18 protein-coding genes are annotated in these 19,397 nt (G+C 67.3%); 9 read left to right on the forward strand and 9 right to left on the reverse strand.

Going from position 1 to position 19,397, the window contains the following annotated elements:
* The first annotated feature begins 47 nt into the window (after positions 1-47).
* Positions 48-1,607 (forward strand): acetolactate synthase large subunit, encoded by a 1,560-nt coding sequence (locus tag ACN6PJ_RS22070; protein ID WP_427997945.1) that lies wholly within the window; start codon positions 48-50, stop codon positions 1,605-1,607.
* A 13-nt stretch (positions 1,608-1,620) separates the two neighbouring features.
* On the opposite strand, the gene ACN6PJ_RS22075 is transcribed toward ACN6PJ_RS22070, so the two are convergent.
* On the reverse strand, positions 1,621-2,577 hold the full coding sequence (locus ACN6PJ_RS22075) for a LysR family transcriptional regulator (protein WP_427997946.1): 957 nt from the start codon (positions 2,575-2,577) through the stop codon (positions 1,621-1,623).
* A gap of 109 nt (positions 2,578-2,686) precedes the next feature.
* Between ACN6PJ_RS22075 and ACN6PJ_RS22080 the strand changes: the two genes are divergently transcribed.
* Genes ACN6PJ_RS22080 through ACN6PJ_RS22100 form a run of 5 tightly spaced genes read left to right on the forward strand, consistent with a single transcriptional unit; the run spans position 2,687 to position 8,183 of the window.
* The gene (locus tag ACN6PJ_RS22080) at positions 2,687-3,808 is read left to right on the forward strand and encodes an ABC transporter substrate-binding protein (protein ID WP_427997947.1); all 1,122 of its coding nucleotides are present in this window, start codon (positions 2,687-2,689) and stop codon (positions 3,806-3,808) included.
* Between the two features lie 9 nt (positions 3,809-3,817).
* Positions 3,818-5,455 (forward strand): amidohydrolase, encoded by a 1,638-nt coding sequence (locus tag ACN6PJ_RS22085; RefSeq protein ID WP_427997948.1) that lies wholly within the window; start codon positions 3,818-3,820, stop codon positions 5,453-5,455.
* A gap of 3 nt (positions 5,456-5,458) precedes the next feature.
* Positions 5,459-6,286 (forward strand): ABC transporter permease, encoded by an 828-nt coding sequence (locus tag ACN6PJ_RS22090; RefSeq protein WP_427997949.1) that lies wholly within the window; start codon positions 5,459-5,461, stop codon positions 6,284-6,286.
* A complete protein-coding gene (locus ACN6PJ_RS22095) occupies positions 6,283-7,086 on the forward strand; it encodes an ABC transporter permease (RefSeq protein WP_427997950.1) in 804 nt (267 codons plus the stop codon). The genes ACN6PJ_RS22090 and ACN6PJ_RS22095 overlap by 4 nt, the downstream gene beginning before the upstream one ends.
* The gene (locus ACN6PJ_RS22100; RefSeq protein ID WP_427997951.1) at positions 7,083-8,183 is read left to right on the forward strand and encodes an ABC transporter ATP-binding protein; all 1,101 of its coding nucleotides are present in this window, start codon (positions 7,083-7,085) and stop codon (positions 8,181-8,183) included. The genes ACN6PJ_RS22095 and ACN6PJ_RS22100 overlap by 4 nt, the downstream gene beginning before the upstream one ends.
* 19 nt (positions 8,184-8,202) lie before the next feature.
* Here ACN6PJ_RS22100 and ACN6PJ_RS22105 read toward each other — a convergent pair whose 3' ends face one another.
* From ACN6PJ_RS22105 to ACN6PJ_RS22140, 8 genes are all read right to left on the reverse strand, one after another.
* Positions 8,203-8,913 carry an ABC transporter ATP-binding protein gene (locus ACN6PJ_RS22105; protein WP_427997952.1) on the reverse strand — a complete coding sequence of 237 codons (711 nt, stop codon included), beginning with the start codon at positions 8,911-8,913 and terminating at the stop codon, positions 8,203-8,205.
* Positions 8,910-9,674, reverse strand: coding sequence for an ABC transporter ATP-binding protein (locus tag ACN6PJ_RS22110; protein WP_427997953.1), 765 nt, complete (start codon positions 9,672-9,674; stop codon positions 8,910-8,912). Before ACN6PJ_RS22110 ends, ACN6PJ_RS22105 begins: the two co-directional genes overlap by 4 nt.
* Positions 9,667-10,710 carry a branched-chain amino acid ABC transporter permease gene (locus ACN6PJ_RS22115; RefSeq protein ID WP_427997954.1) on the reverse strand — a complete coding sequence of 348 codons (1,044 nt, stop codon included), beginning with the start codon at positions 10,708-10,710 and terminating at the stop codon, positions 9,667-9,669. The genes ACN6PJ_RS22110 and ACN6PJ_RS22115 overlap by 8 nt, the downstream gene beginning before the upstream one ends.
* Positions 10,711-10,712: 2 nt before the next feature.
* Positions 10,713-11,594: a branched-chain amino acid ABC transporter permease gene (locus ACN6PJ_RS22120; protein ID WP_427997955.1), complete on the reverse strand. Its 882-nt coding sequence runs from the start codon at positions 11,592-11,594 to the stop codon at positions 10,713-10,715.
* A 25-nt stretch (positions 11,595-11,619) separates the two neighbouring features.
* On the reverse strand, positions 11,620-12,780 hold the full coding sequence (locus ACN6PJ_RS22125) for an ABC transporter substrate-binding protein (protein ID WP_427997956.1): 1,161 nt from the start codon (positions 12,778-12,780) through the stop codon (positions 11,620-11,622).
* A 36-nt stretch (positions 12,781-12,816) separates the two neighbouring features.
* On the reverse strand, positions 12,817-13,641 hold the full coding sequence (locus tag ACN6PJ_RS22130) for an alpha/beta fold hydrolase (protein ID WP_427997957.1): 825 nt from the start codon (positions 13,639-13,641) through the stop codon (positions 12,817-12,819).
* Positions 13,638-15,197: a benzoate-CoA ligase family protein gene (locus ACN6PJ_RS22135; protein ID WP_427997958.1), complete on the reverse strand. Its 1,560-nt coding sequence runs from the start codon at positions 15,195-15,197 to the stop codon at positions 13,638-13,640. Before ACN6PJ_RS22135 ends, ACN6PJ_RS22130 begins: the two co-directional genes overlap by 4 nt.
* Before the next feature lie 73 nt (positions 15,198-15,270).
* Positions 15,271-15,741 carry a DUF4863 family protein gene (locus ACN6PJ_RS22140; RefSeq protein ID WP_427997959.1) on the reverse strand — a complete coding sequence of 157 codons (471 nt, stop codon included), beginning with the start codon at positions 15,739-15,741 and terminating at the stop codon, positions 15,271-15,273.
* A 180-nt stretch (positions 15,742-15,921) separates the two neighbouring features.
* On the opposite strand from ACN6PJ_RS22140, the gene ACN6PJ_RS22145 reads away from it, so the two are divergent.
* The 3 genes from ACN6PJ_RS22145 to boxB form a co-directional block, all read left to right on the forward strand.
* Positions 15,922-16,830, forward strand: a complete 909-nt coding sequence (locus ACN6PJ_RS22145) for a helix-turn-helix transcriptional regulator (RefSeq protein ID WP_427997960.1) — start codon at positions 15,922-15,924, stop codon at positions 16,828-16,830.
* A 130-nt stretch (positions 16,831-16,960) separates the two neighbouring features.
* The gene (gene boxC, locus ACN6PJ_RS22150; protein WP_427997961.1) at positions 16,961-18,619 is read left to right on the forward strand and encodes a 2,3-epoxybenzoyl-CoA dihydrolase; all 1,659 of its coding nucleotides are present in this window, start codon (positions 16,961-16,963) and stop codon (positions 18,617-18,619) included.
* A gap of 22 nt (positions 18,620-18,641) precedes the next feature.
* Positions 18,642-19,397, forward strand: a 756-nt coding sequence (gene boxB / locus ACN6PJ_RS22155; RefSeq protein WP_427997962.1) for a benzoyl-CoA 2,3-epoxidase subunit BoxB, incomplete at its 3' end; no start/stop codon positions are given.

Here is a 19,397-nt window from a genome sequence, read left to right on the forward strand (position 1 = left end):
CCGCGATGGCGCGCCCGCAAGCCATTGATAACGACTAGGGAAACACGATGAACGGCGCCGACAGCCTTTGCGACACCTTGCTTGCCAACGATGTGGACGTTTGCTTTGCGAATCCGGGCACCTCGGAAATGCACTTTGTGGCGGCCCTGGATCGCAAGCCCAAAATGCGTTGCGTGCTGGGCTTGTTCGAAGGCGTGGTGACGGGCGCGGCCGACGGCTATGCGCGCATGGCCGACAAGCCGGCCGCCACCTTGCTGCACCTGGGGCCGGGCCTGGGCAATGGCCTGGCCAACCTGCACAACGCCAAGCGCGCGCGCACGCCCATGGTCAACATCGTGGGCGACCATGCCACCTACCACGTCCAATACGACGCGCCGCTGACCAGCGATGTCGAAGGCGTGGCGCGTCCGATGTCGCACTGGGTCAAGCGCACGATGACGGCCGCCGCGCTGTCCGCCGACGCGGCCGAGGCCGTCGGCGTGGCGCGCCAGTCGCCGGGCAATATCGCCACGCTGATCCTGCCGGCCGATACGGCCTGGACCGAGCTGCCCGAGAGCGCGGCCCAGCCTGTGCTGGCCCCGGCTGCGCCGCTGACCCAGACCACGGCGGAGGCGGTGCGCGCCGCCGCGGCCGCGATCCGTTCCGGCGAAGTCGTGACCCTGATGCTGGGCGGCGCGGCGCTGCGCGAGCGCGCCCTCAACGCCGCTGGCCGCATCGCGCGCGCCACCGGCGCGCGCCTGGTGTCGGAAACGTCGAACCGCCGCATCGAGCGCGGCGGCTCCCGCACGCCGGTCGACCGCCTGCCCTATCCGATCGACATGGCCGTGGCCAAGCTGAAAGACGTCCGGCATCTGGTGCTGGTGGGCGCGAAGTCGCCGGTCGGCTTCTTTGCCTATCCGGGCAAACCCAGCCTGCTCGCCCCCACCGATTGCAACCAGGTCGTGCTGGCCACCGCGGAGCAGGACCTGGCGCATGCGCTGGAATGGCTGGCCGATGAACTGGGCATCGCGGCGGACGCGCCGCGCCTGGCGGCGCCCGCCGCCAGCTACGACGTGCCCCAATCCGGAAAGCTGACCGGCGCGGCCGTGAACATCCTGGTCGCGCACATGCTGCCCGAGCAGACCATCGTGTGCGACGAATCCATTACCCAGGGCCGCGAGTTTCCCATCTACAGCGCCAGCAGCGCGCCGCACGACTGGCTGATGCTGACCGGCGGCGCCATCGGTATCGGCCTGCCGTTGGCGACCGGCGCCGCGGTGGCCTGCCCGGACCGCAAAGTCGTCACGCTGCAGGCCGACGGCAGCGGCATGTACACCCTGCAGGCGCTGTGGACGCAGGCGCGCGAGAACCTCGATTGCCTCACGGTGATCCTGGCCAACCGGTCCTACGCCACGCTGCACGGCGAAATGAAGAACGTGGGCGTGCAGGAGCCCGGCCGCAACGCGCGCCGCATGCTGGACCTGCAAGAGCCCCACCTGGACTGGACGCATCTTGCGCGCGGCATGGGCGTGGAAGCCGTCAGCGTGGATACGGTGGAAGGATTCGCGCGCGCGCTGCAGGAAGGGCTGAAGCGCCGCGGACCGTTCCTGATCGAAGCGGTGATTTGAATGGCGCCGCGCCTCAGCTCAGGAAGTACCCGGGCTGGGGCGCGGTGACGACGGCGCGGTATTCTTCCAGCAGTAATTCCGCGTGGCGCGTCAGCGGCCGTATGCGCGAACGCACGATGCGCGAGTGAATGAGCAGGCTGGGACGAAACGGCCTGATCACGAACTGATTCAGGGGAAAGGGGGCGATTGCCGCGGGTTCCACCAGGCCTACCCCTACGCCGGCGCGTATCAGCGCCAGCAGCGCCGCCGATGAGGTGACCTCCACCGATACCGGCATGTGCAGGCCCGCTTCGGTGAACGCGATTTCCAGGAAGCTTCCGAAATTCGTTTGCGGCCCGTAGGACAGGAAAGTCTCCGACTTGAGGTCCTGCGCGGTGACCTGTTCCTGGCTGGCAAAGCGGTGACCGCGCGCCGCCACGCAAACCAGGTGCTGCGGCCCGAGGTCTTCGTTGTGGGTGTCGGGCGACGCGGTGATGTCATGCACCAGGCCGAAATCCGCCTGCCCGTTCAGCACGCGCTCGACAATGGGCTGGTTGGCCAGTATTTCCAGCGTGACGGTGATGCCGGGATGCCTTTCCCGCAGCCGCTTCACGGCTTCGGGAAGAAAGGTCGCGGCCTGCGTGGGAATGGCGGCCACGGTCACGTTGCCATGATCGGGATTGGCGAGGCTGCCGATCAGCCGCTGGACCACGCCGTAAGAGCCGTAGAGATGTTCGACGCTCTCGTGCAGTTGCAGCGCCTGCGGTGTCGGAACGAGGCGCTGGTGGGTGCGTTCGAACAGCGCCAGGCCCGTGTCATCCTCCAGTTGCCGCAGCATTTTGCTGGCGGCCGATTGCGTCATGCCCAGCAGCTTTGCCGCGCGCGACACGGAACCTGAAATCATGATTGCATTGAAGACGCCCAGCTGCGCGAAACTGGGTTCGCGCAATTCGTGGGATCTGCTCAGGCCGAGATGCGCGCGAGGGCTCATGAGGGAAGGGCCTAGGGGGAAGCCCGGATAGGTGCAAAACTCATATATTGCATGAAAGAAATCGCGTCGTCATCATGCCTGCTCCTTCGATTCCTTCCGGAGCCTGCAGATGAAGATGCCCACGCAAGACCCTTGCATGACCGATGCGGCGCGCCTTGCGCTGAGCGATCCCACGCTGTCTTCCGCGCGCCGGCGCCAGCTTCTGGGCTTGTTGGGCGCCGTTGGCGCGGGGGCCATGCTGCCGGTGCGCCGCGCGCGCGCGGATGCAGGGAAGATCGTTGTCTGCAACTGGGGCGGAGACGCCATCAAGCACCAGCCCATCGTCTGGGGCAAGCCATTTGAAAAGGCCACGGGCACCAAAGTGGAGTTCGACGGAACCGGGCCTTCCTTCGGCAAGATCCGCACTATGGTGGAATCCAGGAACGTGGTGTGGGACGTATGCGACGCCAATCTCGCGGCCGCGCATTCGCTGGGCAAGCGAGGCTATCTGGAGCCGATCGATTATTCGATCGTGGACCGCAACAAGGTCCGCCCGGGCTTCAGCAGCGAATACGGAATTTCGCATTTCATCTACAGCTTTGTCCTGGCCTACGACAAGCAGGCCTTTGGAGACCGCGCGCCCAGAACCTGGGCCGACTTCTGGAACACCAAGGACTTTCCCGGCACTCGCATCCTGCCGGACCGCGTGCTGGCCTCGCTGGAGGCCGCGCTGATGGCCGATGGCGTGCCCGCGGACGCCAGCAAGATTTATCCCATCGATGAAAAGCGCGCGCTGGAGAAGATCGCCGCGATCAAGGAACACGCCATTTTCTGGAAGACGGGGGCGGAGAGCCAGCAGCTGTTGCGGCAGGGCGAAGCCACGATGGGCCTGGTGTGGCACACCCGCGCCGTGGTGATGCGCCGGGAGCCCGGCTCCAGCATCGATTTCACCTGGAACCAGGGCATCCTTATCCCGGCGGGCTGGCTGGTGCCCAAGGGCAATCCCGCGGGGCGCAAGGTATTCGACTTCATCGCCTCCACGCAGTCGCCGGAGAGCCAGATCGAATTGCTGCGGCTCATGGGCAATGGCCCCGCCAATCCTGCCGCCAGCGCGCTGGTGCCGCCGGAACTGCGCAAGGACAATCCGACCGACGACGACAATTTCCGGCAGCAGATCGTGGCCAATGCAAGCTGGCACGGCGAGAACCAGGACCGCATCTATAACGAGTACGTCAAAGTGATCACCGGTTGAGCGGGCAACATGAGCGCATACGCGGATATGGTGTTGCATGGCGGCCGCATCGCCACGCTGGACGCGTCCCTGGGCGTGGTGCAGGCGCTGGCAATACACGGCGGCCGGGTCATCGGGGCAGGGAGCGACGCTGATTGCCTGGCGCTCGCGGGCCCTGGCACCGTTCGGATCGGCCTGGAGGGAGCGTTCGCCATGCCGGGCATCAACGACAGCCATTGCCATCCGGATGGGCAGGCCGTGAAGGCGGGGCGCTGGGACGACCTCTCGGGAATCGGGGCCCAGGCCGTTCTGCTCGAACGCATTGCGGCGTTTCATCGCAAGGCGCCCGCCGGCGCCTGGTACCTGGGTTTCCGCCTCGACGAAAACGATATCGGCGGTTATCCCTTGCGCTCGGCGCTGGATGCGGCAGCGCCAGGGCGCGCGGTCTTCCTGCTGCGCCGCGACGCGCAGGTCGGCGTGGGCAGCCTGGCCGCCTTCGTCGCCTTGAAGGCCAGCGGCCTGGCACGCGCGGTGCCAGAGCATTGCCTGAACGAGCAGGCGGGCATGGCGCGCGGCCGGGGCGTGTTCGCGTTCACCACGCATATCGCGGCGGGCGACCGGGTCGAAGATTATCTGGACGGGTACCCGGCGATCTTCGGCGAGATGGCCAGACTGGGCATCACCAGCGTGCACAATGCACTGACCAGCGGCCTGGCGATGCAGGCCTATCGGCGCCTGCATCGCCAGGGCGGCTTGCGGGTGCGCGTGGGCATGATGCTCAACGGGCGTGACGAGGCTTTGGTGGACGAGGTCCTGCTGTCCGGCGCCCGATTCGGCGACGGCGACGCGTACCTGCACCTGCTTGGCGTCGAGTACGGATCGGACGGCAGCACCAGCGGCCGCACCGCCGCGTACTATCAGCCTTATGCGGCGCATGCCGGCGCCACGGGGGAGCCGCCCGAGTTCGGCGACGTGAACTTCTCGGCCGACGAACTCGCATTCAAGGTCGGCCGCGTCATGGGCGCGGGCCTGCAGGCCGCCGCGACCGGAAACGGCGACCGCGGCATCGATTTCGCGCTGGACGCGTTCGAGACGGCAATGGCCGCCCATCCCGGCGCCGTCCCCCCGCGCATCGAGCATTGCTGTTGCGCGCCGCCTTCCATTCAGCAGCGCATGGCGCGGCTGGGCGTGATCGACTCTTCCGCGGCCGGTTTCGCCTACAACCTGGGCGACGCCTATTTGCGCAATCGGCCCGCCTCCGATTGGCCCTGGCTTTGGCCCCATCGCGACATGCTGGACAGGGGCGTGCTGGTCTGCGGGCATTCGGACGCTCCGGTCTGCGACCGCAATCCGTTTCTCGGCATGTGGTCCATGGTTACGCGCAAGACCGCGTCGGGCGCCGAGATCGGCGCCGCGCAAGCGATCTCGGTGGACGAAGCCATGCGTTGCTACACCGTCAATCCCGCCATCGCCGAGCGCCAGGCCGGGTCCAAGGGCACGCTGGCCCCGGGCAAGCTGGCCGATCTGATCGTGCTGGACCGGAACCTGTACGACATCCCCGCCGACGCGATCCGCGCAACGGAAGTGCGCGCGACGCTAGTCGGCGGGCGCGTCGCGTTCCGGTCGCCGCTTGCGTCCTGGACGGATGAACTGCCCGAGGAGGACTGAATCATGCAGCGTTCGCTACCCATCGCGCTGGTCTTGCCCGTGGTGTTGCTGGTCGGCGGGCTGTTCCTGCTGCCGGTCTTGCGCATCCTGGCGATCAGCTTCACGGAGCCCGCGCCCGGCATCGGCAATTACGTGGCGCTGTTCACTCAGCCGCTCTATCTCAAGATCATGGCGACCACCGCCAGGATATGCATCTGGACGACCTTGATCGCCCTGGTGCTGGGCTACGTCGTGGCCTACGTCATGGCCAATGTGCCTGCGCATGTGCGGAGCTGGATGACGATCTGCCTGCTGGTGCCGTTTTGGCTGTCGGTGCTGGTCCGGGCGTTCGCCTGGGTGTTGCTGTTGTCCAGGGAAGGGGTGGTCAACGCAACGCTCATGGCGCTGGGAATGGCCGACCGGCCGCTGGCCCTCCTGCGCAACGAAACCGGCGTGCTGATCGGCATGGTGCATTACATGATCCCGTACGCCGTGTTGCCGATGCTGACCAATATGCTGGGTATGGACCGTTCCCTGATGGCGGCCTCCCGCGCGCTGGGAGCCGGGCCCGTGCGCACGTTTCTGCGTGTGTACCTGCCGCTGTCCCTGCCCGGCGTGCTGGCGGCGGCGGTGCTCGTGTTCATTTTCTGCCTTGGTTTCTTCATCACTCCGGCCCTGCTGGGCGGCGGCAAGACCGTGATGGTGGCCCAGTACATCGAGTTCGGAATCAGCGAAACCATGAACTGGGGGATCTCCACGGCATTCGCCAGCGCCTTGCTTGCGGCGGTGGTGCTGAGCCTGGTCCTGATGTCGCGCTGCGTGCGCGTTCCTTCCCTGTTCGGTGCGCCATGAGCATACGTCCATCGTGGTGGTTCGCGGGCGCGGCAGTGTGTGCGGCGCTGGTGCTGGCATATCTGTTCCTGCCGGCGCTGGTGGTGATTCCCGTGTCGTTCACCGACCGCAGCTATCTGTCGTTTCCGGCGGATTCATGGTCGCTGCAGCATTACCGGCAACTGGTGGAAAGCCCGGTCTGGCGCGAAAGCCTGCTGCAGAGCATTGCCGTGTCCGCGGTGTCTACGCTGGCCGCGACCTGCCTGGGCTGCGCGGCCGCGATAGGCGCCTGGAAGCTGGGCGCGCGGCTCGGAGGCCTGGTGCGCATGCTGGCTTTGCTGCCCCTCATCGTGCCCACCATCGTGGGGGCGCTGGCGTACTACCGCCTGTATATCGACCTGGGGCTGCTCGACACCTACATGGGCGTGGTGCTCGCCCATGTGGTCGCGGCGACGCCTTTCGTCTTCGTGTCGGTCGGTTCCGCGCTGGCAAATTTCGATCCGCGGCTGGAGCAGGCCGCGCGCTCGATGGGCGCGCGGCCCTTACAGGTGCTGTCACGCATCACGCTGCCCGGCATTCGCCCCGGCATCGTCTCGGGGGCCATTTTCGCGTTCATCGTGTCCTGGGACGAGCTGGTTGTCCTGCTGTTCATCACGACGCGCAACGTCTACCTGCTGCCGCGGGCGATGTGGGATGGAATCAACGAGAACGTGGACCCCACGATCGCGGCCGTGGCCACCCTGATGATCTTGATCACCTTCATCTGCCTGTGCGTCGAGCGCCTGCTCGCGCACCGGAAAGAAAAGCGGGAGTCCTCATGAATTCAGTTCTATCTTCGGCTGCGCCGCTCTTGCGCGTGCAGGGGCTGCGCAAGCTCTTCGGTTCGACGGCGGCGTTGGACGGCATCGATTTTTCGCTGGCCCCGGGAGAATTCCTGACGTTGCTGGGCCCGTCGGGATCCGGCAAGACGACGACCCTGATGTCGATCGCCGGCTTCGTCACGCCGACGGCCGGCGAGATTTTCCACCGCGGCGCTCCGATCACCCGCCGTCCGCCCGAGGACCGGGGGTTCGGCATGGTGTTCCAGGGCTATGCGCTGTTTCCCCATATGACCGTGGAGCAGAACGTCAGGTTTCCGCTGTCTATACGCGGAGTGGCCAGCGGCGAAGCGCGCGTTCGCGCGCGGGCGGCATTGGAGCAGGTGCAGCTTGGAGCATACGCCGGACGCTATCCCAGGCAGCTTTCCGGGGGGCAGCAGCAGCGCGTGGCGCTGGCCCGCGCCTTGGTCTACCGGCCCGACGCGCTGCTGCTGGACGAACCCCTGTCGGCGCTGGACAAGAAGCTGCGCGCCGATCTGCAATGGGAGCTGCGCAAGCTGAACAAGGAATCGGGCGCCTCATTCCTGTATGTCACGCATGATCAGGAAGAAGCGCTGTCGATGTCCGATCGCATCGTCATTTTCAACCAGGGCCGCATCGCGCAGATCGGTTCGCCGTCGGAGCTCTACGAACGGCCCGCAAGCCTGTTCGTGGCCGAGTTCCTGGGCCGCAGCAACGTGCTGCGGGGCACTGTCCGCTCAGCAGGGCAGGACGGCGTGGCGGTGGATTACGAGGGGGGTGTCATCCGCGTCCCCGGCCCCGCGCCGGCATGCGCCGCAGGCGATAGCGTGAGCCTCGTGGTGCGGCCGCACAAGCTGCGGCTGGCGCCGGCGGGGCAGCCGGGCCTGCCCGCCAAAGTGGAGGCTGTCGGCTATGGGGGAAACCTGCTGAACTATCTGCTGCGCACCCCTCGCGGCACCCCGCTGTACCTGGAGTGCGTCGCCGGCGCGGGGCGAGACCCAGGCCTGCGCCAGGGCGCCGAGGTGTGCGTCGCCCTGGACGGCGAAGCGGTGAGCGTGCTGGAGGCGGCCCGAGGCTGATCCGAACGCGCGCCGTGGGCTACACGCCCAGATGCCTGGTCAATTGCTCGGGCTGGCGGGCCAGCGCGGCACTATCGCCATCCTGCACGATCAGGCCCTTCTCCATGACCAGGCAGCGGTCGGTGTGTTCCAGGACCGCGCGGTAGTTGCGGTCCACGATCAGGGTGGACATGCCGCTGGCGCGGATCTGGCGGATGATCTTCCAGATTTCGGCCACGATCAGCGGCGCGAGCCCTTCGGTGGCTTCGTCCAGGATCAGCAGCTCGGGATTGGTCATCAGCGCCCGGCCGATGGCCAGCATTTGCTGTTCCCCGCCCGAGAGCTGTTGGCCGCCGTGGCCCAGCCGTTCCCGCAGGCGCGGGAACGTATCCAGCACGCGGTCGTACGTCCAGTCGCAGCGGCCCATTCTGCCCGGGCGCGCGGCCACCAGCAGGTTTTCGCGCACGTTCAGGTTGGGAAAGATGCCGCGGCCTTCAGGCACGTAGGCCACGCCCAGCCGTGCGATCGCATGCGGCCGCGCGCGCGTGCAGTCGAGGCCGTCGACGCGCACGCTGCCGCGCGCGCTTTGCACCTGCCCGACCAGGCTGCGTATCAGGGTGGTCTTGCCCATGCCGTTACGGCCGACCAGGCCCACGGATTCGCCGGGCGCGATATGCATGTCGATGCCGCGCAGCACGTGGCTGGCGCCGTAGTAGACATGCAGGCCGCCGGTCTCGATCAGCGTATTCATTGGCCGTCTCCCGGCATCTCGTCGCCCAGGTAGGCGGTCCGTACTTCGGGGTTGGCGCGGATTTCCCGGGGCGCGCCGCTGGCGATGGCGGTGCCGTTGACCATGACGGTGATCGTTTCGGCCACGCGGAAGACGGCGTCCATGTCGTGTTCGACCAGCAGGATGGCATGGCCGGGTTTCAGCGCCTGCAAAAGCGTCAGGATGCGGTCGGTTTCCTCGGGGCCCATGCCGGCCAGCGGTTCGTCCAGCAGCAGCACCTGCGGTTCGCCAGCCAGGCACATGGCGATTTCGAGCTGGCGCTTGCGGCCGTGGGGCAGCAGCCCGGCCTCGCGCGCCGCGTCGTCGGCCAGCCCGGCGCAGTCCAGCGCGTGCCGAGCGAGTTCGGCGCTGCGGCGGCAGTCGGAGGCGGGCCGCCACCAGCGCCAGAAGCGCTGGCGCCGGGCCTGGGCAGCCAGCCTGCAGTTCTCGAACACGCTCAATTCGGGAAAGATGGTCGAGCGCTGGTAGCTGCGCCCCAGGCCGGCGCGCGCCCGTTCTGGCTGGGGCCATGCGGTGACGTCGCGTCCGTCCAGCACGACCTGGCCGCTGCTGGGCGCCAGCTCGCCCGACAGGATGTTGATCAGCGTGGACTTGCCCGCGCCGTTGGTGCCGATGACGGCATGCACCTGGCCGCGCCGCAGATCCAGCGACACGCCGTTGACGGCCGTCAGACCGCCGAAGCGGCGCGTGACGGCGCTGGCGGCAAGCAAGACTTCAGACATGGGGCTCTCCCTGGATGGGCAGGCGCGCGGGAGCGGGCTGGCGGCTGGCCGTGGCGTCCGGCGTCGTGGCGGCGCGGGCGCTGCGGCGCTGGCGCAACTGCGCGGGCAGCCCGGCCAGCCCGTTGGGCAGCAGGGCCACGAGCGCGATGATGGCGATGCCCAGAGGCAGGTGCCAGTGGCGCGCATAGTCGCCGAACAGGGCCTGCGACTGGAACAGCTCCTGGAGCAGCACCAGCGCCACGGTGCCCAGGATCGCGCCGCCCAGGCTGCCCATGCCGCCCAGGATCACCATCAGCAGGACCAGGCCGGATTGCTCCCAGGCCAGCAGCTCGGGCGTGACGAACCCGTCCTTCAGCGCGAACAGGAAGCCGGCAATGCCGGCCAGCGCGGCGCCGATCACGTAGGCGGCGAGCTTGTAGGGATAGGTCGAGTAGCCGGCGGCGCGCATGCGCTGTTCGTTTATGCGGATGCCGGCCAGCGCCGCGCCGAACGGCGAGCGCCGCAACAGGGCCAGGAAGCCCCAGGCCGCCGCCAGCCAGGCCAGCACGAAGAAGTAGAAACTGCGGGCATTTGCCAGGTCGACAGGCAGCCAGCCGCCCAGCGACGGTTCGGGCCGGAAATACAGGTAGATGCCGTCGCTGCCGCCGCCGATCTCCGTATCGTGGAACACGTAGTACGCCATCTGCGAAAAGGCCAGCGTGACCATGATGAAATACACGCCGCGCGTGCGCAGCGCCAGCGCGCCCGTCACGGCGGCGTAGGCCGCCGCGGCCAGCACCGCGGCCGGCAGCAGCAGCCACAGGCTCCCCGCCTCGGATTCGGGCGACAGCAGCGCCGCGACATAGGCGCCGATGCCGAAAAAAGCGGCATGGCCCAGGCTGACCAGCCCCGCGCCGCCCACCAGCAATTGCAGGCTGAGCGCGAAGATCGCATAGATCATGAGCTTGATCGCCAGGCCCGTGTAGTAGTCGCTGCCGCTCCAGGAAAAGGCGGCCAGGGCCAGCAGCACCGCGACGGGAAAGAGTCGGTTCAACATGTTCAGCCCTGCTTGAACAGCCCTTCGGGCTTGCAAAGAAGAATGAACGCCATCAGCAGGTACACCAGCACCCCCGCCGCGGCGGGGAACAGCACCTGTCCGAAGGTCTCGACGACGCCCACCAGCATCGCGGCCAGGAACGCGCCGCGCACCGAGCCGATGCCGCCGATCACGACGACCACGAAACAGATGATGAGCACGCCATTGCCCATGCCGGGATAGACGGACGAGACGGGCGCGGCGATGCTGCCGGCCAGCGCCGCCAGCGCCACGCCCGCCGCGAACACCAGGCGGTAGAGCCTGTTGACGTCGATGCCGAGCGAGGCGGTCATTTCGCGGTTGCTGGAGCCGGCCCGCAGCATCATGCCCAGCCGGGTGCGCGAGATGACCCAGTACAGCAGCAGCGCCACCGCGATGCCGACGGCCGAGATGAACAGCCGGTACACCGGATAGGTCATGACGCCGCCCAGGGAAACGCTGCCCTGCAGCCACGAGGGCAGGGGGACGCCGTGCACGTCGTTGCCCACGAGGATGCTGCGCAGCTCTTCGAAGACCAGGATCAGGCCGTAGGTCATCAGCACCTGTTGCAGGTGATTGCGCCGGTACAGGAAACTGAAGAAGGCTGCCTCCAGCAGATAGCCCAGCCCCGCGGCGGCGGCCACGCACACGGCCAGCGTGGCCAGGAAACCGCCGCCCAGCCATCTGTCCACCGCCGGCCCCAGCGCGAAAGCCATGTATGCGCCGATCATGTAGAAGCTGCCGTGGGCGAGGTTGATGATGCCCATGATGCCGAAGATCAGCGTCAGTCCGCTGGCCACGAGGAACAGCAGCAGGCCGTACTGGAAGGCGTTCAGGCTCTGGATGAGCAGGATGCTGAAGTCCATGGGACCTCCCTGTGGCGGGTGCGGATCAGAGCTTGCAGCCGCGGGCTGGGTCGGCGAGCTTTTTCACCGCGACCTCCACGACCTTGTTCTCCAGGCCATCGACGCGGCGCAGGTAGATGTCCTGCACGGGGTTGCCGGCGGCCGACAGCGTGAACGGGCCCCGCGGACTGTCCACGGTGGCGCCGCGCATGGCCTTGCGGAACTCGTCCTTTTTGCCGACATCGCCCTGCACCGCGGCCAGGCCCGATTGCATCAGCTGCGCGGCGTCGTAGCCCTGCACCGCATAGACGTCCGGCTGCGCCTTGTAGGCCTTGGCGTAGTCGGCGCGGAAGGCGTTGTCGCGAGGCGTGTTCAGGCCGTCCGCATAGTGCAGGGTGGTGAGCAGGCCCTGGGCGGATTCGCCCTGGGCCTGCAGCGTGCCGTCGGTGAGGAAGCCCGAGCCGTACAGCGGAATGCGCTTGTCCAGGCCCGCGGCGTGGTAGTCCTGCACGAACTTGACGGCGCCGCCGCCGGCGAAGAAGGTGAACACCATATCGGGCTTGAGCGCGGCGATCTCGGTCAGGAGCGGCTGGAATTCCACGTTGGGGAAGGGCAGGCTCAGTTCCTTCACGACCTTGCCGCCTGCCTTCTCGAAGCCTTCCTTGAAGCCTCCGATGGCTTCGTCGCCCGCGGCGTACTTCCAGGTAATGGTGACCGCCGTCTTGTGGCCCTTGCCGTGCGCGACCGGGCCCATGGCGTAGGCGGGTTGCCAGTTGGTGAACGAGGTGCGGAAGATGCCGGGGCCGCAGAGCGGGCCGGTAATGGCGTTGGCGCCGGCGTTCGTGACGATCAGGGTGGTGTCGGCGTCCTTGGCCGCCTTGGCCAGGGCCATCGCCACCCCCGAGTGCACCGTGCCGATCAGCACGTCGACCTGGTCGCGCTTGATCAGGCGGTTCGCGTTCTCGGCCGCCTTGGCCGGGTTGGATTCGTCGTCCACCTTGAAGTACTCGATTTCACGCCCGCCCAGCTTGCCGCCCTGTTCGGAGACATACAGCTTGAAGCCATTCTCGATGGCGTTGCCGAGCGCTGCGTAGGTGCCGCTGTAGGGCAGCATGAAGCCGACCTTGAGCTTGTCGGCCGCTTGCGCGCCACCGGCGGCGAGCATCAGGGTCGCGGCGAGCGCGGTCCGGGTCAGGACGTGGTTCATGGTTTGTCTCCGTGCTTGTTATGGGCCGACGCGGGGTCAGCGGGGTTTTTCCAATCCGCCGACGAAAGCGGCGACGGCCTGGATGACGCGGGCGGGCTGGTCCTTGTGCGGCGAATGGCGGCAGTCCGGGATCTCGAGCAATTCGGTCTGGGGCGCGAGGCGGCGTATGCCGCGTATCTGCGCGAGCGTGCCGTATTCGTCGTCCACGCCCTGGATGGCCAGCACGGGACAGGCGATCCGGGCCAGGTATTCCTCGATGTTCCAGTCGCGGAATGCGGGATCGAGCCAGACGTCGTTCCAGCCCCAGAAGGCGGAATCCGCATCCGCGTGATGGCGGCCCAGCCGGGCGCGCAGGTCCGTCTCCCGGTAGGCGCGCCGGGCCTGCTCGATGCTGGATAGCGTCACGTCTTCGATGAAAATGTGCGGAGCGGCGGCCACGACGCCGGAGACGGCGTCCGGATGCATCGCCGCGTACAGCAGGGCGATCGAGCCGCCGTCGCTGTGGCCGAAGAGCACCGGCTTGTCTTGCCGGGCATCCACGCCCAGCGCGCGGAACAGGGCCGGCAGCGCTTCGCGCGCCTGGCCGTGCATGAAGTCAGTCGGCCATTTTTCCCGCGGCGGCCGCGGCGTCGATTGGCCGTAGCCATAGCGCGAATACACCAGCCCGCGGCATCCGGCCGCTACGCACAGCTGCCGCGGCCAGTCCTTCCACATGGACACGGATCCCAGCCCTTCGTGCAGGAAGACCAGCAGCGGGGCCCCGGGGCGCGGGGCGTCTATCCACAGGCATTCCAGGCGCATGTCGCGCCCCAGCGCATGGACGTCGGCGTAGACGGTCCCGGGCGCGGCGGGGCGGTTCATAGCGAGGCCTCTTCCAGCTGCCGGAGCCGGAACCGCTGGATCTTCCCGGTGGCGGTCTTGGGCAGTTCGTCGGTGAAGTCGATCTGGCGCGGATATTTGAAGGGAGCCAGGTGTTGCTTCACGTAGGTCTGCAGCGCGGCGCCGGTCCGGGCGTCGGGCTCGAAGCCCGGGCGCAGCACCACGTAGGCCTTGGTCTTCACCAGCCCGTCGTGATCCGGCACGCCGATCACGGCGGCTTCCAGCACCGCTTCATGCTGCACCAGGATGTTCTCGACCTCCACGGGCGAAACATACTGTCCGCTGACCTTGATCATGTCGTCGCTGCGGCCTGCGTAGGTGTAGTAGCCGTCGGCGTCGCAGGTGTATTTGTCGCCGCTCTTGAGCCAGTCGCCCAGGAAGCATTGGCGCGTCTTGTCGCGGTTGTTCCAGTACATCAGGGCCGCGCTCGGCCCCTTGATGTAGAGGTCGCCGATGGCGCCAGGCTCCACGGGCGCCCCGTTTTCGTCCCGCAGCTGCACTTCGTATCCGGGCACGGGCTTGCCGGTGGTGCCGTAGCGCAATTGCCCGGCCTGGTTGGAAATGAAGATGTGCAGCATTTCGGTGGAGCCGATCCCGTCCAGGATGTCGCAGCCGAAATGCCGCGTGAAGCGTTCGCCGATGTCCCGGGGCAGGGCTTCGCCGGCCGACGTACAGACGCGCAGGCCGACCTGCTCGCGTGGCGGCAGCTCGGGCGAGGCCAGCATGCTGGCGTAAAGCGTGGGCACGCCGTAGAACACCGTCGGCCGGTGCCGCGTGAGGCGCGCGAAGACGGCTTGGGGCGTCGGGCGTTCGCTCATCAGGATGACGGTTGCGCCGACCGACAAGGGAAAGGTCAGGCCGTTGCCCAGGCCGTAGGCGAAGAAGAGCTTGGCGGCCGAGAACACGACATCGTCTTCGCGGATGCCGAGCACCGGCTTGGCATAGAGTTCGGCGGTGTGCCACAGGTTGCCGTGGGTGTGGACCACCCCCTTCGGCTTGCCGGTGGAGCCGGAGGAATACAGCCAGAAGGCGATTTCGTCGGACAGCGTGCGCACGGCGGGCGCGAGCGGCGCGGATGCCAGCAGGGCTTCGAGCTCGAACGCGCCGGCCGGCAGAGGGCCCGCGGGCTGGGACACGACCAGGTGCTCCACGTCGGCGCCCGCCTGCTTCAACGCGGCCTGCACGGTGGGCAGCAGGGCGCCCGAGACGAACACCGCCCGCACGCGGCTGTGCCCGATGATGTATGCATAGTCGTCGGCGGTCAGCAGGGTGTTGACGGCGACGGGGACCACGCCGGCGTGCAACGCGCCCAGAAACACGACGGGCCAGTCTGCCGTGTCCTGCATGAGCAGCAGGATGCGCTCCTCGCGCCGCAGGCCCAGGTTGCGCAAGGCGCCGCCCAGGCGGGCCACCCGCTCCGCCAGCTCGCCATAGGTGAGCTGGCGCGTGTCGTCGATATAGGCGGGCTTGGCGGCGCGCGGGGCATTGAGCGCCGCCAGGTGGCTGGCGAAATTGAGTTCGGCGGGACAGATGTTCACGGTTGTCTCCTGGTGTCCTGGTGGGCGGATGCCGCGCCTGTGTTTTTCTGGAAAGCGGTGGCGTCGGCGGGCGCTAGGGACGGGCGAAATCGATGGCGCCGCCGGGCAGCAGGTACAGCACCAGCGCGCGGCCGCCGGTCACGGTCGGGCGATGCGCGCTGCCCGGGCCGTAGACCAGCCAGCCGGCGCCGTGGCCGTCGAAGCGGGCGCCTTCGGTGAGCGGCATGATCATGTCGATCTCGCCATTGGGATGCGCATGCTGGGGGCCGGCGAGGCTGTCCATGTCCACGACGTCCACCGAGCAGTCGGCCAGGTCGGGCGCGGGCTTGATGACGCGGCCGTAGCGGATGCCGCCGCCCTCGCGGCTGCACATCCAGCCGTCGGCCACGCCCTGCCTACAGGCGGCGAAGATGTCCTGGAACAGCGCGCTGCGCGGGCCGGCCTCGAGGTTCAGCTTGGCCTGCAGGCCAGCGTCCAGGCTGTGGCCGGCCGTCAGGCGCGCGACGTCGCGCATCAGGGCATGGAATCGATCTGGCGTGCTCACCGGGGCTCCTCCTTTACACTTGTCGGCGCTTTTGAAGCGAAATGCACTCCACTGCTGTTTTCGTGCATCTGACCGGCAGTTGAATTCATTTGAGGAAAAATAGTGCTTCCATTGATTTGGGTCAAGCACTATAGTGCATAAATCGATGACTATCAGGGTTTTTGCGGAGTCAGCCAGAACATGAATCAAGCGCTAGACGCGGCGCCATCCGAACCTCGGCGGGAGGCTTTTCTCGTGGCATTGGGCGAGCGGGTGCGCCGCCTGCGGGCCATACGCGGGATGACCCGCAAGAGCCTGTCGCAGGTGACCGGCGTGTCGGAGCGCCACCTGGCGAATCTTGAGCATGGGGTGGGCAATGCGTCGATCCTCGTGCTGCTGCAGATCGCCAAGGCCTTCAATTGCGCGCTGGCCGAGCTGGTCGGCGATGTCACCACGGAATCGCCGGATTGGCTGCTGATCAGGGAATTGCTCAGCGGCCGGACGGAGTCCGACCTGCAGCGCGCGCGCGAGGCGCTGACCCAGCTGTTCGGCGTGGGGGCGGGCGCGCAAAGACCCAACCGCACCCAGCGGGTGGCGCTGATCGGCCTGCGGGGCGCGGGCAAGTCCACGCTGGGCCAGATGCTGGCGGACGACCTGGGCTACCCCTTCGTGGAGCTGAACCGCGAGATCGAGCGGGTGGCGGGATGCAGCATCCTGGAGATCCACAATCTGTACGGCCCCAATGCCTATCGCCGCTACGAACGGCGGGCGCTGGAAGAGGCCGTGCAGATCTACCCGGAAATGGTCCTGGCCACGCCGGGCGGCCTGGTGTCCGAGCCGGCGACGCTGAACCTGCTGCTGGCGCATTGCTATACGGTATGGCTGCGCGCCACCCCTGAAGAACATATGGGCCGCGTCATGGCGCAAGGCGACTTCCGCCCCATGTCGGGCAACAACGAGGCGATGGCCGATCTGAAGCGCATCCTGGCGGGACGCGAGGCCTTCTATGCCAAGGCCGACCTGACCTGGGTCACGAGCAACCTGGACGTGAAGGAGAGCTTCGCGGGCCTGCGCACGCAGGTGCGCAAGGCTTGCGGCCTTCCGCTGTAGCGGGCTCGGCGCCGCCAACAGGAAGTTTTTTTGCATATCCCCGCTTGACGGGGATTTTTTTCGCCAGTAATCTGCATAATAATTCATGTTGTGCAGTATTTTTCCTGTTGTGGCGTACGAGGAGACACAGATGAGCAGCACACTCAACCGGGTGGATTTCCGGACCGATCCCGGGCAGTACCGCCATTGGCGCCTGACGTTCGACGGCGCGATCGCCACGCTGGCGATGGACGTCGCCGAGGACGGCGGCCTGCGGCCCGGCTACAAGCTGAAGCTGAATTCCTACGACCTGGGCGTCGACATCGAACTGCACGACGCCTTGCAGCGCATCCGCTTCGAGCATCCCGAAGTGCGCGCGGTGGTCGTGACCAGCATGAAAGAGCGCATCTTCTGTTCGGGCGCCAATATCTTCATGCTGGGCCTGTCCTCGCATGCCTGGAAGGTGAACTTCTGCAAGTTCACCAACGAGACCCGTAACGGCATCGAGGATTCCAGCCGCCATAGTGGCCTGAAGTTCATCGCCGCGCTCAACGGGGCCTGCGCCGGGGGCGGCTACGAGCTGGCGCTGGCCTGCGACGAGATCGTGCTGATCGACGACCGTTCTTCCTCCGTGGCGCTGCCCGAGGTGCCGCTCCTGGGGGTGCTGCCGGGCACCGGCGGCCTGACCCGCGTGACCGACAAGCGCCGCGTGCGCCACGATCACGCCGACATCTTCTGCACCTTGGTGGAAGGCGTGCGGGGCCAGCGCGCCAAGGACTGGCGGCTGGTGGACGAGGTGGCCAAGCCCGCCCGTTTCGAAGCGGCCGTGCGCGAACGCGCCCAGGCGCTGGCGCAGGGCAGCGACCGGCCGGCGGGCGAGCAGGGCGTCGCGCTGACGCCCGTGCAGCGCGCGGAAAGCGCGGACAGCCTGTCCTACCGCTACGTGGACATCCGGATCGACCGCGAAAAGCGCCAAGCCACCTGGACGCTGCGCGCGCCCGAGGCCGATGTGCAAACCGAGCTCGCGGACATCCTGGCGGCCGGGGCGGCCTGGTGGCCGCTGCAGATGGCGCGCGAACTGGATGACGCGATCCTGTCCATGCGCACGAACGAGCTGGATATCGGCACCTGGATTTTCAAGACCGAAGGCGAGGCGGACCGCGTCCTGGCAGCCGACGCCGCGTTGGAGCGGCACTCGGGCCATTGGTTCGTGCGCGAAACGGCCGGCATGCTGCGCCGCACGCTGGCGCGCCTGGACGTCACGTCCCGCAGCCTGTTCGCGCTGATCGAGCCGGGCTCCTGCTTCGCCGGCACCCTGCTCGAAGTGGCGCTGGCCGCCGACCGCAGCTACATGCTGGACAACGAGGACGAATCGGCGCCCGCGCAGATCGTCGTGGGCGACCGCAATTTCGGCGCTTATCCGCTGGTCAATGGCCAGAGCCGCCTGCAACGCCGCTTCCATGAAGAGAGCGGCCCCCTGGAGGCCATTCGCGCGCGCGCGGGCCAGCGGCTGGCCGCGGCCGAGGCCCTGGAACTGGGGCTGGTCACCTTCGCGCCCGACAGCATCGATTGGGACGACGAGGTGCGCATGATGCTGGAAGAGCGCCGCGCCCTGTCGCCCGACGCATTGACGGGCCTGGAAGCCAACCTGCGCTTCGGCGGCAGGGAAACGATGGAGACCCGGATCTTCGGCCGCCTGACCGCCTGGCAGAACTGGATATTCAACCGCCCGAACGCAGCCGGCGACAAGGGCGCGCTCAAGCTCTACGGCAAGGGCGAGCAGGCCGCATTCGACTGGAACCGGGTCTGACCCAACAAACAGGAGCGAGACAATGTCCGGAATCAATTACACCGACAAGATCCCCAATAACGTCAATCTTGCCGGCGACCGCACGCTGCAGCGCGCGTTGGAGCATTGGCAGCCCAATTACCTGCAGTGGTGGCAGGACATGGGGCCCGACGGTTCGCATGGCTTCGACGTCTACCTGCGTACGGCGGTCAGCGTGCAGCCCGACGGCTGGGCGCATTTCGACCACGTGAAGATGCCCGACTACCGCTGGGGCATCTTCCTGGCGCCGCAGGACGGCCAGCGCAAGATCCATTTCGGCGAGAACATGGGACGCGACGCCTGGCAGGACGTGCCGGGCGAGCACCGCGCCAACCTGCGCCGCATCATCGTGACGCAGGGCGATACCGAGCCGGCCTCGATCGAGCAGCAGCGCCACCTGGGGCTGACCGCGCCGTCGCAGTACGACCTGCGCAACCTGTTCCAGATCAACGTAGAGGAAGGCCGCCATCTCTGGGCCATGGTCTACCTGCTGCACCGCTACTTCGGCCGCGACGGCCGCGAAGAGGCCGACGCGCTGCTGCAGCGCAGTTCGGGGGATGCCGACAATCCGCGGATCCTGGGCGCGTTCAATGAAAAGACGCCTGACTGGCTGGCGTTCTACATGTTCACGTATTTCACCGACCGTGACGGCAAGTTCCAGCTGTGCGCCTTGGCGGAGTCGGGCTTCGACCCGCTGGCGCGCACCACCAAGTTCATGCTGACCGAAGAGGCGCACCACATGTTCGTGGGCGAATCGGGC

It is taken from the genome of Achromobacter sp., from assembly GCF_050285585.1.
Classification (GTDB): domain Bacteria; phylum Pseudomonadota; class Gammaproteobacteria; order Burkholderiales; family Burkholderiaceae_B; genus Achromobacter.

Bases quoted from the DNA above. Each gene is read 5' to 3' on its own strand.
- boxC (WP_427997961.1), top strand. From the start codon at position 16,961: ATGAGCAGCACACTCAACCGGGTGGATTTCCGGACCGATCCCGGGCAG.
- ACN6PJ_RS22100 (WP_427997951.1), top strand. From the start codon at position 7,083: ATGAATTCAGTTCTATCTTCGGCTGCGCCGCTCTTGCGCGTGCAGGGG.
- ACN6PJ_RS22095 (WP_427997950.1), top strand. From the start codon at position 6,283: ATGAGCATACGTCCATCGTGGTGGTTCGCGGGCGCGGCAGTGTGTGCG.
- ACN6PJ_RS22130 (WP_427997957.1), bottom strand. From the start codon at position 13,641: ATGAACCGCCCCGCCGCGCCCGGGACCGTCTACGCCGACGTCCATGCG.
- ACN6PJ_RS22090 (WP_427997949.1), top strand. From the start codon at position 5,459: ATGCAGCGTTCGCTACCCATCGCGCTGGTCTTGCCCGTGGTGTTGCTG.
- ACN6PJ_RS22075 (WP_427997946.1), bottom strand. From the start codon at position 2,577: ATGAGCCCTCGCGCGCATCTCGGCCTGAGCAGATCCCACGAATTGCGC.
- ACN6PJ_RS22120 (WP_427997955.1), bottom strand. From the start codon at position 11,594: ATGGACTTCAGCATCCTGCTCATCCAGAGCCTGAACGCCTTCCAGTAC.
- ACN6PJ_RS22125 (WP_427997956.1), bottom strand. From the start codon at position 12,780: ATGAACCACGTCCTGACCCGGACCGCGCTCGCCGCGACCCTGATGCTC.
- ACN6PJ_RS22085 (WP_427997948.1), top strand. From the start codon at position 3,818: ATGAGCGCATACGCGGATATGGTGTTGCATGGCGGCCGCATCGCCACG.
- ACN6PJ_RS22105 (WP_427997952.1), bottom strand. From the start codon at position 8,913: ATGAATACGCTGATCGAGACCGGCGGCCTGCATGTCTACTACGGCGCC.
- ACN6PJ_RS22115 (WP_427997954.1), bottom strand. From the start codon at position 10,710: ATGTTGAACCGACTCTTTCCCGTCGCGGTGCTGCTGGCCCTGGCCGCC.
- ACN6PJ_RS22080 (WP_427997947.1), top strand. From the start codon at position 2,687: ATGAAGATGCCCACGCAAGACCCTTGCATGACCGATGCGGCGCGCCTT.
- ACN6PJ_RS22110 (WP_427997953.1), bottom strand. From the start codon at position 9,674: ATGTCTGAAGTCTTGCTTGCCGCCAGCGCCGTCACGCGCCGCTTCGGC.
- ACN6PJ_RS22145 (WP_427997960.1), top strand. From the start codon at position 15,922: ATGAATCAAGCGCTAGACGCGGCGCCATCCGAACCTCGGCGGGAGGCT.
- ACN6PJ_RS22070 (WP_427997945.1), top strand. From the start codon at position 48: ATGAACGGCGCCGACAGCCTTTGCGACACCTTGCTTGCCAACGATGTG.